Annotated in this window: 14 protein-coding genes; all 14 read right to left on the bottom strand. The window is 51.8% G+C overall.

Annotated elements, in window-relative coordinates; translation table 11 throughout:
* Positions 1-94 precede the first annotated feature (94 nt).
* Entirely contained in the window at positions 95-907 is an 813-nt protein-coding gene (locus tag RTP97_RS16825) for a prepilin peptidase (RefSeq protein WP_312415712.1), read from the bottom strand.
* Between the two features lie 24 nt (positions 908-931).
* Positions 932-1,801: a hypothetical protein gene (locus tag RTP97_RS16820; RefSeq protein ID WP_312415709.1), complete on the bottom strand. Its 870-nt coding sequence runs from the start codon at positions 1,799-1,801 to the stop codon at positions 932-934.
* A 14-nt stretch (positions 1,802-1,815) separates the two neighbouring features.
* On the bottom strand, positions 1,816-2,841 hold the full coding sequence (locus tag RTP97_RS16815) for a type II secretion system F family protein (RefSeq protein ID WP_312415707.1): 1,026 nt from the start codon (positions 2,839-2,841) through the stop codon (positions 1,816-1,818).
* Entirely contained in the window at positions 2,825-4,321 is a 1,497-nt protein-coding gene (locus RTP97_RS16810; protein WP_409455957.1) for an ATPase, T2SS/T4P/T4SS family, read from the bottom strand. The genes RTP97_RS16815 and RTP97_RS16810 overlap by 17 nt, the downstream gene beginning before the upstream one ends.
* Before the next feature lie 38 nt (positions 4,322-4,359).
* Entirely contained in the window at positions 4,360-4,848 is a 489-nt protein-coding gene (locus RTP97_RS16805) for a hypothetical protein (protein WP_312415704.1), read from the bottom strand.
* The gene (locus RTP97_RS16800; RefSeq protein WP_312415702.1) at positions 4,836-5,744 is read right to left on the bottom strand and encodes a hypothetical protein; all 909 of its coding nucleotides are present in this window, start codon (positions 5,742-5,744) and stop codon (positions 4,836-4,838) included. Before RTP97_RS16800 ends, RTP97_RS16805 begins: the two co-directional genes overlap by 13 nt.
* 3 nt (positions 5,745-5,747) lie before the next feature.
* Positions 5,748-6,290 carry a pilus assembly protein gene (locus RTP97_RS16795; protein ID WP_312415701.1) on the bottom strand — a complete coding sequence of 181 codons (543 nt, stop codon included), beginning with the start codon at positions 6,288-6,290 and terminating at the stop codon, positions 5,748-5,750.
* 16 nt (positions 6,291-6,306) lie between these two features.
* Positions 6,307-7,761: a type II and III secretion system protein gene (locus RTP97_RS16790; RefSeq protein ID WP_312415699.1), complete on the bottom strand. Its 1,455-nt coding sequence runs from the start codon at positions 7,759-7,761 to the stop codon at positions 6,307-6,309.
* A 15-nt stretch (positions 7,762-7,776) separates the two neighbouring features.
* Entirely contained in the window at positions 7,777-8,139 is a 363-nt protein-coding gene (locus RTP97_RS16785) for a TcpQ domain-containing protein (protein WP_312415697.1), read from the bottom strand.
* Between the two features lie 31 nt (positions 8,140-8,170).
* Positions 8,171-10,069: a type II secretion system protein gene (locus RTP97_RS16780; RefSeq protein WP_312415695.1), complete on the bottom strand. Its 1,899-nt coding sequence runs from the start codon at positions 10,067-10,069 to the stop codon at positions 8,171-8,173.
* A gap of 67 nt (positions 10,070-10,136) precedes the next feature.
* Positions 10,137-10,838 carry a type IV pilus major pilin gene (locus RTP97_RS16775; protein WP_312415692.1) on the bottom strand — a complete coding sequence of 234 codons (702 nt, stop codon included), beginning with the start codon at positions 10,836-10,838 and terminating at the stop codon, positions 10,137-10,139.
* Between the two features lie 153 nt (positions 10,839-10,991).
* Positions 10,992-12,329: a phosphoglucosamine mutase gene (gene glmM, locus RTP97_RS16770; protein ID WP_312415689.1), complete on the bottom strand. Its 1,338-nt coding sequence runs from the start codon at positions 12,327-12,329 to the stop codon at positions 10,992-10,994.
* Positions 12,322-13,170, bottom strand: a complete 849-nt coding sequence (gene folP / locus RTP97_RS16765; protein ID WP_312415686.1) for a dihydropteroate synthase — start codon at positions 13,168-13,170, stop codon at positions 12,322-12,324. The genes glmM and folP overlap by 8 nt, the downstream gene beginning before the upstream one ends.
* Before the next feature lie 95 nt (positions 13,171-13,265).
* Positions 13,266-15,043, bottom strand: a 1,778-nt coding sequence (gene ftsH / locus RTP97_RS16760; protein ID WP_312415684.1) for an ATP-dependent zinc metalloprotease FtsH, incomplete at its 5' end; no start/stop codon positions are given.

The raw sequence follows: 15,043 nt of genomic DNA, 5'->3' as shown, positions 1-15,043 counted from the left end.
GCTTTGGCGACAGCCTTTTGCAAAGGGAGCGACGCGGATCCCGGTAGAGGAAAAACGCTGACCAGAAGAAAGAACAGAAGCGTTAAAATAGGCATCAGCGAAGCACCTCCATGTGCAAAATAAGCAGCGCGGTAATCGCAATAGCTGGGCCGAAAGGAAGATAGGGATTGGCCGTGTTAAGACGACGAAATGGCGGCAGACCACGAATAAAAAAGGCCTGCACGCCCAGCGCTGCCGATCCCAGCATCAGCTCCGCAATATGGTTAAGACCCACCCAGGCCGCGCAGGCGGTATAAAGCTTAACGTCGCCGCCGCCCAGCCCCTCCCGCTTCCCGAGCCAGGCATACCCCTGCGCCAGCAGCCAGGTAAACCCACCAATAACGATGGCTCCCATTACGCTATCCCGCGGCGACACGGGAATAATATTCAACACCGAGGCGGCAAGCCCCAGCCAAAGCAGGGGGTAAACCAAACCGTCCGGCAGCAGAAACGTCTTGATATCGATAACGGCGAGCGTATACACCAGGCAAAAAAAGCAGGCCAGAAAGAGGATCTGTATCAGGGTAAATTGCGGAAAGTAGCCTGTCACCAGCGCAAAAAAAACCATCCCGGTAGCTAACTCGCTAAGCGGGTAGAGAGCCGGAATGGCGCATTTACAGTAGCGACAACGGCCTCTCAGCAGTAGCCAGCTAAACAAAGGAATATTATCCCACGGCATCACCGCGTGCTGGCAGCGCGGACAGTGCGATGGCGGCCACCACAGATTAACGTCAGGCCGATCGCTTTGGGTAGCCCTCTCCGCCACGCTGCGCACCATCATGATGGGCAGGCGATAGATCACGACGTTAAGAAAGCTGCCGATGAATAACCCCAGGCCCAGCGCAAGCCATGGATACCACGCTGTCATTATTGCTTCTATACGCATCGGGGATTAACGCTTAACGGCGCAGCGGGAGATATAGGCTTTAACGGTCTTGATATCTGCCGATGAAAAACGTGAAGATCGCGGTGCCTGGGTGTAAGACACCACCTCAGCATAAGGCTCTACGCCGCCGGGGCTGGAGGCCGCGTGTTTATTGCCGTTAAGCGTGACGGTTAAGCTGGCGAAATCGATCATATTGATATTTTCAGGTAAATAAGCTGGACCAACCTTGTGGTGCGGTTGAGAGGTAATAACCGGTGTGGCCATACCACGGTAATGCAAGCTGCCAACCATGTCCCCGGCGACGGTTTCGCGGAGGTTACGTGCGTACTGAATTAACAGCGGCCGCGTATAGTCGTTATTGACGTTATGACCGCCTTGGGCATCCTTGTTAAAGACCTCTATTGTCAGCAAACGAAGGTTGCGGGAGGGTATCCAGACCAGGATATAGCTACTGGAACGTCCGGGATTTAACTCACCGGAGACCGAATAGATATGGCTGTTCCTGTAGGCTGCATCTCTGGCGATAGCGTTATACTGTGACACCTTGCCCTTGTGTCTCGGCTTTGACCAGTAATCTGCAGCATAGCAGGTCGTATCCAGGCACTTTATCTGGCTGCTGTCGTTGGTATAGATAACCGGAGCCGTAGCCGGTGTAGGAGATACAGGAAAGACCTCCTCCTTTTCATTTAACACATAAATAATGTTATAGAGAAAGGTCGCTTTTCCCGTGTTGCTCGCGTTTAAAACAATGGGAAACGATCGTGACAAATAGTCACAATGCGGCGGTGCAAATTGGTAGCCCGCAACGCTATTGCCCGCTGCGCCCATACAAATAAGACCCACCACAACCGCGGTGCTTTTTAAATAATGTAACATGTATCGTCCTGGAATTATCCTGTGGCTTTAGATAGCGTATCCATAAGGGCAAACAGTCCGAGAAAGACCCATACGACGCAGCCGCCTAACGTCAGCGTTGCCATATTTTTTAAAAAGGCAGCGAGCTTTTTAATGTACTCATGAATATGTTCACGAGATCGTTCGGAAACGGAGAGCAATACCTCATTAAACGAGGGCAGGTCGGCATAGAGGCTGATATTAAGCAGCTCTTCTACGCCCAGCAGTCCTGAATCCAGCGCTTTGCCGTAGTTCATCCCCTGCGCCATTTTTCCCAGCATGGCGTCAAGATGCCAGGTTAGCCAGCGGTTAGCATTAGACTGGACAATAACAATGGCATCGGTCAGTGGAATATTATTACTCAACATCAGTGACAGGTTATTTAAAAAGACCGATGACGTTAGCTGCCGATAGGTTGAAAACGGTAATATTTTATCGAGAGCCCTATTTCGTAGCGTACCGCTAAGATTTGCCATGGCAAATCTTGCCAGCAAAACAAAACAGACAAAGCCGATTATGATCTTTAACCATAGCCCCTGATAGAGCGCTATCCCGAAGTGATAGAGGCTCTGGGTAATGCCCGGCCACTCATCGACAGGCAGCACCGAGGCAAACGCCGGGAAGACCTTTTCCGCATAGCCGGCAATCACCACTAGCGATAGCGAAATCATAATTAGCGGAAACGTCAGGGCACTAAGGATTTTCTTTCGCAGCTCATCGTTATATTTGATGATTGAGACAAGGGTAAAAAAGCCCTCTGCCAGGCTGCCACTTTTTTCTGCCGCGGTAATTAAGCTCAGCTCGGTAGTCGGTACCGCACCGGTAAAGACGGCAGACACGGACGTTTCCTGCTTCATCTGGGTAATCAATAGCAGCAGCTTCTGACTAAATCCTTTACCCAACAGCGTCTGACCCTCGGTCTGCAATTTATTGAGTGAATCATAGAGCGGTAGCCCGGCTTTAATCATATCGCCGCAGAACTGATAGATGTAGATACGCTGCTTTTTAGTGAATTTTTTCAACGATGAGCTCCAGATCGTTAGGGGATATCGCGCCGAACTCCATGGCAAACCAGCAGGCATCCACCTGACCCTGTAATACTTTTGCCATCACCTTTTCGCGTATCTCAAAACCTTCAGCCAGGCCGTCAGCCGTATAGCGCTTTTTACGCCACAGTGTGAAAACCTGTAGCCACGCCTGGTGGGATATGGCCGCCAGCTCTTCATAGCCGGGTAGAAAATATTCCATGACGATTTGCCGGCCTTTGATACCGCTCTGCTTACACGCCACACATCCCCCTTCACTGGCGGTATAGAGCGTGAACTTTTTGCCAGCAATGGTTTTTAGCTCGTGTACTTTTTTACAGCTGTCGCAGAGCACCGGGATCAGCTTCTGGCACTGTAGACCAGCAATAAAACCCGGCGTGGACAGCTTATCGCTACCGATGCCCAGGGCCGACATGCGCTGTAGCAGCGAGACAATGCTGCCAGCATGAACGGTGGTGAAGCAGTAGTGGCCGCTTTCCACCGCGCCTGCTAAGGCATTGGCCGACACGCTGTCACGGATCTCCCCCACCATCAACACGTCAGGATCGCGGCGTAGCGCTGACTTTATTGCCGCGTGAAAACCGCCGTCCTCACCGCTGACCACCGAGCTCTGTTTCGCGCCGTAGATCTGATACTCCACCGGATCCTCCACCGTCAGGAAACAGCCTCGGTCTTCATAGCGATTAATCTGCAGCCACTCCATGAGGTTTTTCAGGGTGGTGGATTTCCCCGATCCGGTAGTGCCAGCGATCACATAGGCACCATAAGGATTGCTTAGGATCTTTTTCAGGTCCGCCATCTCAGCAGGCGAAACGCCAATGTTATCCAGCGAACCTAATCCCTCTTTTTGTAGTCCCGAGGGAATAATACGCAGCACCGCGTGGTAGCAGTCCGGTGACTCGCCAAAGATAGGAAAATGGGCGTAGCGAAAGCGGTAGGGTTTGCCCTCCAGGTTATAGAGAATGTTCGCGTTTTGGGGAATAGCCCGGTTCCAGGTGGTATCCCGCGTCGTCGCCTCCACGTTATAGAGCACGAAAACCATCTCATCGCACTGGGCAGCTTTCACCTGCATAAACGGCGTCAGCACCCCGTTAACACGCGCTTCGAAGACGGCCAGTACATCGTTACGCGTGATATGCAGATCGCTGGCTCCCATCGACACCACGCGCTGGAGTACGCTGGCAAGCCGTCGCTGAGTATCGGTGATATCAATTGCGCTTTGTGCGGCGGTAATCTGCTTTAGCGAGATAAACTCGATTACCTTGTAATACTGATCTTCGCTTACCTGCGCCAGGCCTGACACCAAACGCTTATGCAGCGTCCCCAGACGCGCTATCTGGATTTGGTACTCAAAGAGCCTGTCGATATCTATCGCGTTGATCAGGAGATACTCCTTACCCGCATGCGCAGCAATAATGCCGATACCGTCAAACTCATAGAAATCCCACGCTCCCATTAAGAGATCATCGGGAGCGATGCGTACATAGTCTAAATTCACCGGCCCGCTTCCTTGATAGTCAGGCCTGATGACTTATCTCTTACTAACTGGTACTGGTGACCATCAAGCGTGAAGTGCTCACCCGGACTGACGTAGCGCAGATCGCTACCGTCTGCGCTGACTACCGCGACACGCGACAGGCCGCCAATGTTGGACTCTAACAATATGTGAGGCGAGGCACTGCTGGATTGCGTGGCGCTGACCGTTGCAGGGATTGAAGCCGGCTGCGCCATTAGGGGCATTTTGTCTTCCCCACGAAGCTTACGGATCTCGCTTTTCATCCTTTCAAGCTCAAGCTCGTTGGCTACCTCGCGCTTTTTAGCCTCCCAGGCATAATCCTCTTCTACCATTTTCTGGATATGCTGCTGCATTGCGCTCTCTGAAACCGGTGGCGCAGGGGGTAGATCGGCTGTTGGTGCGGCCTGAGCGATCGCTGAACCCAGCAAGAACAGGCCTACTGTTAAACGCATTTTTACGTTTTGCATATTAATCCTCCGGAAATTTTGATGCCTTTATCAGTGGACTCTATTTTTTTAATTAAAAAAGCATCACGCCAGGCCTGCTTATAGAGCGCAAGCTGGGCATTAATTTCTGGCACGCCCGCAGAAAAACGATCGCTACCGTTATCGATCTGCATTTCCCAGCTTGCGCTCATTAAGCCGCGAAATGATAAATGGCCTGCCAGCGCCGCCTCTTTATCTTTTACCGCCGAAGCAGGGTAGCTTTTGAAAAGAATGATACCGTCGCGCTGGGCCTTATTACCCTTCTCTATGTTCAACAGCGAGTTATAGGTATTAACATAGGCTATCATTTCATTGCAGCTATGCAGGCTTAACGCCTGTTTCCTGCTCCACTGGATAAACAGCTTATTTTCTGTAACGGGTAGCGCCAGCCTGCTATACTCAAAGTCGCTTGCTGGAGCTCGTTCCTTTTCTCGTCTAACCGGTACGGAAGCCGAGTACGCCTTGCCAAAAAAATCGATGACGGGCAGGGTCAGGATAGTGCCCTGTTCAATTTTAAAACCGATTGCACAGACCCTGGTATCACAGATAAAACGTCTATTTTTAATGGCAACGCCCAGTGCTGATAGGGTCAACGTATTCTGACGAATCTCTCCCAGCACGTTAATAGCCTGAAGAATATCTGTACCCGCAAGGGACTTTTTATAAAAGGAAGCAATAGCGGCCAGATCGGCCTGCTGTTTACGCAACGCCTGCTGCTGCGCGGCGCGTTTCTCATCAGCAGGGACTTTTACCTCATAGTACCACCATGCAAACGCGCCAATAGCAATGATAACCAGGCTGGCAACGATCGCAGCGGTAGCAATGACCGACGCGTTATACCCTCTCTTCACTTTCCAGAAATAAATCTTCTCCAGCATAGATTATCCGTTTATATATAAATGAAGTATGGTTCCTATGAGAGCGAGTAAAATAGCGCCCGCGCACGTACTAATAGTCATAATAAATCGCCGTCTCCGCTTAAGAGACAGCTGATGCATACGGCACCGTTCAATAACCGCCTCAAGCTGTACAGTGGTGAGAGGCGTAAACTCAAGATGCTCATAGATACCCAGATGCGTCATCAATTCATCAAAGAGGGTGCGAGCCATAAAACAGTCCGTGCCGCTCACTATCCGCCCGCCCTTAATGATTAACAGATAGGTCACATCATCACTTTCATGTGAAAAATAAATCCCATCGCCAAACAAATTTTTGATATAGAGAGCAAAAGGTTCATACGCAGTAGAAACTCTGCTGCAGTAACCCGTTGCGGTCTTACCTTCATCGTCGCGATAAATAAGCTTTCGGTTTGCTTTGACCATGCCACGAAACGATGCCTGAGTCGGCAGGCCAAGATAAGACATATCTTCAGCCTCCCACAGCAGTCCGGTCAGGATATTCTCTTTGAGTAATGCATCTCTCATCGGCTACCTCTCTTCATTAACGAGAGGTAATTGGCTGACGATAGTAGTCGATACCAATGACCATCACGACCGTAGCCGAGGAGTCATCACTGTTATCATCCACCCCTAATATCTGATATTGAAGCCCACCGTTTTCATCCTTAATGTCATACTTGGCTACCATCAGCAGATCGCCTGGCATAATAATCGAGGAGTTAAAGGACTCGGTGGTACTGACCGAGGGCAGCTGCACGTCGTCGTACTTCTCAATGCCTTCCAGGTAACGTTTGGTGAAGCCATTCACTACCTCAATACGTCCGTCAGAAAGAACCCGAGGGGTGATAATGAAACTGGTCCCGGTCACGACGGTGGCGGTCTCAACGTCGACGTTCTCTTCACCATTATCATCAACCGTGCGCGTTCGGCTGGAGACGTAGTTTTTTGAGCGGGTCATGTTCAGCGGCACCGGCATGTTATTACGGGTGATAAATGAACCGCTTTGCAAGGAACGACTTCCGGTGAGCTTGTAGAGCGCATCCAGCCCGCTGTTGATATCAACGTTACTGTTTTTCCAGCCAACCGAGACGCCGCTGGTCAGGGAGTCCAGCATAGATGACGTAATTTTCATCGAGCTTGTTCCGTCATCGAATGAGAACCCAACTCCCGCCTGCAGCTGTTTTACCTTCGATTTATCAAGCGTGAAGATCTTATAGGTAACAATAAACTGACGGCTGTTATCCGCTTTATATTTATCTAGCGCCTTGTTCAACGCGTCATACTCGGATGGCCGGGCGTTAACCATCAGGACAGAGGTATCTTTAAAAAGGTTGTAGTTCCCGGAGGTAACGTAGTTTTTTGCCATATCCTCTACGTCGTCCCAGAAGGAGGACTCGAACTTGGTCTCCGTTTTTCCGGTTAACCCGCCGTTTGACGTCGCCTCGTTCCCGGAGAGATCGAGGGTGGTTTCTGACTTATTATTTTCCCCATAGAAATCCAGCTTAATAACGTAGGTTTCATAGACGTTTATTTTGAGTACGTTATTGCCGTCAAGCTTAGGGCTGACGTCATACAGCGAGGCGATATAGCGCATAAACTCTTCAAAGGTGCCGCTAAAGTTCACGCTGTGAGGCTTATCCCAGCCGTTAGCCTCCTCGCTCGATTTGGTGTCGCCCATGGCTTTATCATTAATGCGATAGCTGATACCCGTTTGGGCAGCAACCGCGTCCAAAATAATGGACAGCGTCGCTGGCTCATAGGATGCGATTTTAACGTGCTTGCTTAACAGCTTCTGCTGCTCAACGCTGTACTCAACCTTCTGTCCTAAAAAAGCGCTGTCATATTTAATGTAGGGTTTCGCTTTTGAAGCCTCTTGCGTGGTCGCATCAGAAAATGTTTTTTTAATATCTTCATTAGCATCAAACTTTTTTTCAAAATCGCTGACGCAGCCCTGTGCCAATAGGGCCAGCAGCAATATTCCTGCTTTGATTTTCATGATATATCCGTATAATTACATTTCGTCGATGACAATAACGCGGTTTTTCTCATACTTTTTCACCACCAGCCCGTAGTTTTCAGAAAAGAAAAGCTCGCCTAACGCCTGTAAAATATCGTCATCGGTATTACCTGCCAGGGTAATATCGTTATAAACGAGGTAGTCTTTTTTGCTATTCCAGAAAAGCTTGTAGCCGTTGGCGGAAACCCAGGACTTTACCCCCTGGCTTAAGAGTTCATTCTCCTGAATAACCATCGGGCGGATTGCGGTAGATTCGGGATCATGAAATGGGTTTTTCCCTTGCTGTGCCGCCGAAACACTTAGGGGTATACAGGCTGTAAAAAGCAGCGCGCACAATAAACGGTTTATGTAACGCATATCTATTCCTTTAAAACGTATCCTGTTTATATTATTGATACTGATATGAATCTAACAGATCCGCAGGCGTACCCGGCTGGGGTATCGTGCTGCACCAGCGGCTAACGGTATAGGAGATAGAGCCAGGATCGACAACGTTAACGCCCTCCCCGGTATCGCCATCAAACATGGCCAGGGTTGTACCGATAATCCATATGTACTTAGAATTAGCATAGATGGCATGGTCTCCCCGGTTACGCCCCGGACTCCCTCCCCCTTTCTCGGTGAGATCCTGTTTGGCAAATTCAGTCTGAATTGAAATGCCTCCCAACTGACCGACTGGACTATAGTGAGGCAATTTAGTCCGGTTATAAGTAGGATCGCCATAAAAAGCCCCAGAACCACTTCTATAGGCAGAGACCGAAGAGATGGCGACGCTTAGCCGTGGAAAAAGCTTACGTTGAACCTTAACCATACGCGGCTTGCCGTCAGCACCAACCAGTGCTTCACCGCTGCCGTCACGCAGGGTAATTTCCTGTTCTACCTGCGGGCACGTTTGCACAGGATAGCGCACGTTACCTGTATCATTATTGCCCTGATCAAAAATACTGTCATCATAACGTGGCTGATAATCATCAGGCTTTTCTATTGGCCCAGCATTCATACCACCATGGGAAATATAATCAACGATCGCAGGCGTCACCAGCTCGAACGCATCATAGGTATAGGGTACATAGAGATAAAGGTTGTAATTCATCCCATCACTCATTTTATGTGCTTCGAGATCGTTCATATAGTAATCGCCAATAAACGATTGCGAACTGCCGTCTTTATACTGATAAAATGCAGGGTTGCCCGCTGAATCCAATACTAAATCGCCACCGGGCTTGCGCTGAAATAGATAAACCTTACGCGCCGTATTTTCCATCACCACGTTCGCCTGCAGCGTGCCGAGCTTTTGATCGCCATTCGTGTTGCTAGCATCTTTCATATTCAGCGCGAGTACCGTATTTTCACCATGCGTGCCGGTGCCGCTGCGCTGCTCGTAACACATCTCTACCTGGCTATCGGTAGAGTTCCAGCACATATCCCCGCCGCCGCCGCTGGCGGCAGTATCGCTGTCGTTATCATTCAGGTCGAAGGTAAAGCGCACGCCAAACTCACCGGAGGTATAGCCGTTCAAGCTGCCTATGCTGCTCGCCACGGACCCAAACTCAACGGGCGTTTTGCCATCGTTATTTTTCGTTACCAGCTGCCAGTTAGCGCTGGAGGAGTCACGATGCACTATCCAGGCGTGCGAGGGCACATTGCCCGCGTCTGAAAACGCCTGCGCCAGAGCGGGCTGGAAACGGGCAAATGCTAACAGGTCGTCCCGGGTGTCAGCGCTAAACTCAACGATAGCATCAATCTGATTAATGCTGCCCGACTGGCTCTCCAGATCGCTACCGCGAAAGCCGACTCGCTCAATATGTGCAGCGTTATTCTTAGCCGCACCGCTCATCCAGCAGGGAAGGTACTCCTTTTCAAAAGCGTACTCTGATTTCAGCGTCGCCTTGCAGCTGCTGCTGATAAAGCGATAGCGCTGCTGCTGACTGGCATCGCTGCCGTCACCCCACAGGTAATATTCGCTTTTATTTCCGGTATCAATATCATTAATGTCATTGCTTAAGCGCACCTGATAATCAGCATCCGGCGTCTCGCTATTATAGAGCGGGTTGCTTATCTCTTCGGTTGTTTTTGAGTCATCATCCGTGATAACGATGTCACGATCTCTGACGAAGTTGATAACGCCCTTCATCTCTTGTACCACCGCAGCAGAAATATTTCGCAGGGAAGAACGATCTGCCTGCTTGCGTACATACCGGGTATACATCGTTAGAATGCCACCGGCAATCGCCAGAACTATGATGATTTCCAGCAATGAAAACCCGCTGTCCCTGCGCCTCATCATTAAATACTCCATGGCCTGACGACAACAATATCCGCCCGAAAGCGGATATGAATTTTTAAGTTAGTAATTATTTACTGCCGAAAACGATGCCGTTATTAGCTCCACCAATATTACAGGTTGCCTCATCAACAATATCGGTACTGGTAATATCTTCGGCAACGGACAGAGATTTCAGTACGGTGCCCGCTTTTTTATCGGCATCCAGTTCCGTTCCGTTAAGCACTGTCGATGCATCTTCACCTGCAGGTGCAGAGATGATGCCAACGTAATCCCACTGGTTACCCATTTGCGAAAGTAGATTTCGACAGGTCTGCTGGTCAAGGCCGCTCACCAGAAGCACAAACCCTTTATGCACGGTACTTTCAGAATCCACCAGCGCCTGACCAATCTGGAAAGCATCGCCTGAAACACCGTTAAAGGATTCAGAGGGAGAGATCTTACCGAGTTTATTAAGCGTAACGATAGGCGCAAGATCGTCCGACGTCGCAATCTCGCCTTTTGTCAGCGTAACGGCAGCCGCTGTAGCAGGAGGATATTCGCCTTCATCCTTAAATGCTTCGGTCATGGATGTACGAATACTGTTGGTATTATTCTGGATATCTGAGATATCCTGAGCGGTAAATGCCCGCTGTGCTAATACTACGACGCCTGCGGCAATCACGCCGATAATACCCAGCACAATGATAATTTCAAGCAGCGTGACGCCACGCTGTTTTATTAAGATGCTTTCTGCGCTATTGTCTTTAAAATTAAACGCGGTCCGTTCCATAACCTTCCCTTACTAACATTAATTAAATGAATTAATGCAGCTAATTGCATTAGGTTGTATTTGAATCATGCAATTTTAAAGAATATGTAAGGAAGTAAGAAGAGCACTATTACCTATACGCCACTCCAAAATTGGAGTGGCGGGATTACAATATTAGGCTTGCTTTACCGCGTCGGCAATGCGATGGGCGAACTCGGTGACCTGAGCTTCGTTCTCGCCCTCTACCATCACACGAATCAGCGGCTCGGTCCCGGATTTACGCAGCAGAACACGTCCACGGCTGCCCAGCGCCGCTTCAACTTCTGCCGTCACCGATTTAACGGTTTCGTTTTCCAGCGGGTCGCCTTTCCCGGCGGTAAAGCGTACGTTAACCAGGATCTGCGGGAAGAGCTTCATACCGCTGCAGAGATCGTGCAGGGTCATGTTATTACGCACCATAGCGGCAACCACCTGGAGACCGGCAACAATGCCGTCGCCGGTGGTGGTTTTGTCCAGCAGAATGATGTGCCCGGAGTTCTCGGCGCCAATGCGCCAGCCCTTCTCCTGCAGCTTCTCCAGCACGTAGCGGTCGCCGACCTTAGCGCGAGCAAAAGGAATGCCCAGCTGCTTCAGCGCCAGCTCCAGCCCCATGTTGCTCATCAGCGTGCCGACCGCACCGCCGCGCAGCTGGCCCTGACGCAGGCCTTCACGAGCGATAATGTAGAGGATCTGATCCCCGTCGACCTTGTTACCTTCGTGGTCAACCATGATGACGCGGTCGCCGTCGCCGTCAAAGGCGATACCGAGATCGGCCTTGTCGGCAAGCACGCGAGCCTGTAGCGCACGCACGTCGGTGGCGCCCACCTCTTCGTTGATATTCACGCCGTTCGGCTCGCAGCCAAGGGTGATGACATCTGCACCCAGCTCGCGGAAGACGCTAGGGGCAATGTGGTAGGTTGCGCCATGGGCACAATCGACGACAATTTTCAGTGCTTTCAGGCTAAGCTCGTTCGGGAAGGTGCCCTTACAGAACTCGATATAACGTCCGGCGGCGTCTACGATGCGGCTGGCTTTACCCAACAGCGCAGAGTCAACGCAGCTGATCTCCTTCTCCAGCTCGGCTTCAATGGCCTCTTCCACCTCGTCCGGCAGCTTGGTGCCGTCGGTTGAGAAGAACTTAATGCCGTTGTCGTAGAAAGGGTTATGGGAAGCAGAGATGACGATCCCCGCTTCGGCGCGGAATGCGCGGGTCAGGTAGGCCACCGCCGGCGTCGGCATCGGCCCGGTGAAGGAGGCAGAGATACCGGCAGCTGCCAGGCCTGCTTCCAGCGCCGACTCCAGCATGTAGCCAGAGATACGCGTATCCTTACCGATAATGATTTTGCGCGAGCCATGACGCGCCAGTACTTTACCTGCTGCCCAGCCCAGCTTAAGAACGAAATCAGGCGTGATAGGCGCATCGCCGACGCGCCCACGAATACCATCTGTACCAAAATATTTGCGACTACTCATAGCGTTTGTTTTCCTTCGCTGATAGCGTGGCCTCGACCACTCGCATGGCTTCTGTTGTCTCTTTCACGTCATGAACGCGAATTATGTGCGCTCCCTGCATGGCCGCTATCGTTGCGCACGCCAGGCTGCCGCTCAGGCGCTCTGATGGGCCAACGTTCAGCAGCTGGCCAATCATCGATTTACGGGACATGCCGACCAGTAACGGCAGACCAAAATGGTGAAACTCTGCCAGGCGAGCCAGAAGCGCGTAGTTATGAGAGAGATTCTTACCGAAACCGAAGCCTGGGTCGAGTACCAATTTATCCTTTGTAATGCCTGCTTTCTCACACCTTTCAATCTGTTCGTGGAAATAATGGTTAACGTCGGCAAAGACATCGGCATATTTTGGCGCGTCCTGCATGGTCTTTGGATCGCCCTGCATATGCATCAGGCAGACCGGCAGACCCGTTTCCGCCGCCGCTTCCAGTGCGCCCGGCTCGCTCAGGGAGCGGATATCGTTAATCAGATGCGCACCCACGCGAGCGATCTCCCGAATAACCTCCGGCTTAGAGGTATCCACTGAGATCCAGACCTCAAAACGCTGCGCCAGCGCTTCCACAACCGGTACGACGCGGGAGAGCTCCTCATCGACGCTCACGTCGGCCGCGCCCGGCCGGGTTGACTCGCCGCCGACGTCAATGATGGTCGCCCCGGCGTTGATCATCAGGTTGGCATGTTTAACCGCGTCGATCAGCGTATTGTGCGCGCCGCCGTCAGAGAAGGAGTCCGGGGTGACGTTGAGTATTCCCATTACGTGCGGGTGTGAGAGATCGAGCGTGGTTCCCTGAGCGAAGAGTTTCATAGAGCATCCCTTGTACTGTGTGGGTGGTAGATAAGAAAAAACCCCGGAGCACGCCCCGGGGTTTTAAATATTGCTAATGCAGGTGCCGCAAGGGCTTATTTGTCACCAAACCGTTCTGACATGGTGTTGCCCGGGTTCGGCGTACGCGGTTCATCGACCGGACGCGGCGCTCGCGGCGTACCATTGCTGTCAGAGCTGTTTGAGCCAGGATCTTCCCAGCCCGCTGGCGGACGCACATCGCGACGGGCCATCAGGTCATCAATCTGCGGTGCATCGATGGTCTCATACTTCATGAGCGCATCTTTCATTGAGTGCAGGATGTCCATGTTATCGTTCAGGATCTGACGAGCGCGGTTGTAGTTACGCTCAATCAGCGATTTCACTTCCTGGTCGATAATACGTGCCGTCTCATCGGACATGTGTTTCGCTTTCGCCACGCTGCGGCCCAGGAACACCTCGCCCTCTTCCTCTGCATAGAGCAGCGGACCGAGTTTGTCGGAGAAGCCCCACTGGGTCACCATGTTACGCGCCAGGTTGGTCGCAACTTTAATGTCATTCGACGCCCCGGTAGACACATGCTCAACGCCGTAGATGATCTCTTCCGCCAGACGACCGCCGTACAGGGTCGAAATCTGGCTCTCCAGCTTCTGACGGCTGGCGCTAATCGCGTCGCCTTCAGGCAGGAAGAAGGTTACACCCAGCGCACGGCCGCGCGGAATAATCGTCACTTTATGGACCGGATCGTGTTCCGGCACCAGGCGACCGATAATCGCGTGGCCTGCTTCGTGGTAAGCAGTCGACTCTTTCTGTGCTTCAGTCATCACCATGGAGCGACGCTCCGCACCCATCATGATCTTGTCTTTTGCTTTCTCAAACTCAACCATCGAGACAACGCGTTTGTTGCCACGGGCAGCAAACAGGGCCGCTTCGTTGACCAGGTTAGCGAGATCCGCACCGGAGAAGCCTGGGGTACCGCGGGCAATAATTGCCGCATCGATATCCGGCGACAGCGGTACGCGACGCATATGCACTTTCAGGATCTGCTCACGGCCACGCACGTCCGGCAGGCCAACCACAACCTGACGGTCAAAACGGCCTGGACGCAGCAGCGCCGGGTCAAGCACGTCCGGACGGTTAGTCGCGGCGATAACGATGATCCCTTCGTTGCCTTCAAAGCCGTCCATCTCAACCAGCATCTGGTTCAGAGTCTGCTCACGCTCATCGTGACCACCGCCCAGGCCTGCGCCACGCTGGCGGCCAACGGCGTCGATCTCATCGATAAAGATGATGCACGGTGCGGCTTTCTTGGCCTGTTCGAACATGTCACGCACACGGGATGCACCAACACCCACGAACATCTCCACGAAGTCAGAACCGGAAATAGTGAAGAAAGGAACTTTTGCTTCGCCAGCGATCGCTTTGGCCAGCAGCGTTTTACCGGTACCCGGTGGCCCCACCATCAAGACGCCTTTCGGGATCTTACCACCCAGTTTCTGGAAGCGGCTCGGCTCACGCAGGTACTCAACCAGCTCGCCCACCTCTTCTTTGGCTTCGTCGCAGCCTGCAACGTCGGCAAAGGTGGTTTTGATCTGATCTTCGGTCAGCATACGCGCCTTGCTCTTACCGAACGACATGGCACCTTTGCCACCGCCGCCCTGCATTTGACGCATAAAGAATATCCAGACGCCGATTAACAGCAGCATCGGGAACCACGAAATGAAGATAGAAGCCAGCAGGCTCGGCTCTTCCGGCGGCTCGCCAACCACTTTGACGTTTTTCGTCAGCAGGTTATCAAGCAGTTTCGGGTCATTGACCGGGATGTAAGTCGTGTAACGGTTACTATCTTTCTTGGTAACGTTGATCTCACGTCCGT

Origin of the sequence: Pseudescherichia sp. (assembly GCF_031998825.1) — a bacterium.
Lineage (GTDB): Bacteria > Pseudomonadota > Gammaproteobacteria > Enterobacterales > Enterobacteriaceae > Pseudescherichia.
Note: the sequence above shows the minus strand (reverse complement) of the source record. Positions and strands in the feature narration are given on the sequence as shown.

Coding starts and splice junctions, on each gene's coding strand:
- RTP97_RS16790 (WP_312415699.1), bottom strand. CDS start 7,761: ATGAAAATCAAAGCAGGAATATTGCTGCTGGCCCTATTGGCACAGGGC.
- RTP97_RS16820 (WP_312415709.1), bottom strand. CDS start 1,801: ATGTTACATTATTTAAAAAGCACCGCGGTTGTGGTGGGTCTTATTTGT.
- RTP97_RS16825 (WP_312415712.1), bottom strand. CDS start 907: ATGACAGCGTGGTATCCATGGCTTGCGCTGGGCCTGGGGTTATTCATC.
- glmM (WP_312415689.1), bottom strand. CDS start 12,329: ATGAGTAGTCGCAAATATTTTGGTACAGATGGTATTCGTGGGCGCGTC.
- RTP97_RS16785 (WP_312415697.1), bottom strand. CDS start 8,139: ATGCGTTACATAAACCGTTTATTGTGCGCGCTGCTTTTTACAGCCTGT.
- RTP97_RS16810 (WP_409455957.1), bottom strand. CDS start 4,321: ATGGGAGCGTGGGATTTCTATGAGTTTGACGGTATCGGCATTATTGCT.
- RTP97_RS16775 (WP_312415692.1), bottom strand. CDS start 10,838: ATGGAACGGACCGCGTTTAATTTTAAAGACAATAGCGCAGAAAGCATC.
- RTP97_RS16795 (WP_312415701.1), bottom strand. CDS start 6,290: ATGAGAGATGCATTACTCAAAGAGAATATCCTGACCGGACTGCTGTGG.
- RTP97_RS16805 (WP_312415704.1), bottom strand. CDS start 4,848: ATGCAAAACGTAAAAATGCGTTTAACAGTAGGCCTGTTCTTGCTGGGT.
- folP (WP_312415686.1), bottom strand. CDS start 13,170: ATGAAACTCTTCGCTCAGGGAACCACGCTCGATCTCTCACACCCGCAC.
- RTP97_RS16780 (WP_312415695.1), bottom strand. CDS start 10,069: ATGATGAGGCGCAGGGACAGCGGGTTTTCATTGCTGGAAATCATCATA.
- RTP97_RS16800 (WP_312415702.1), bottom strand. CDS start 5,744: ATGCTGGAGAAGATTTATTTCTGGAAAGTGAAGAGAGGGTATAACGCG.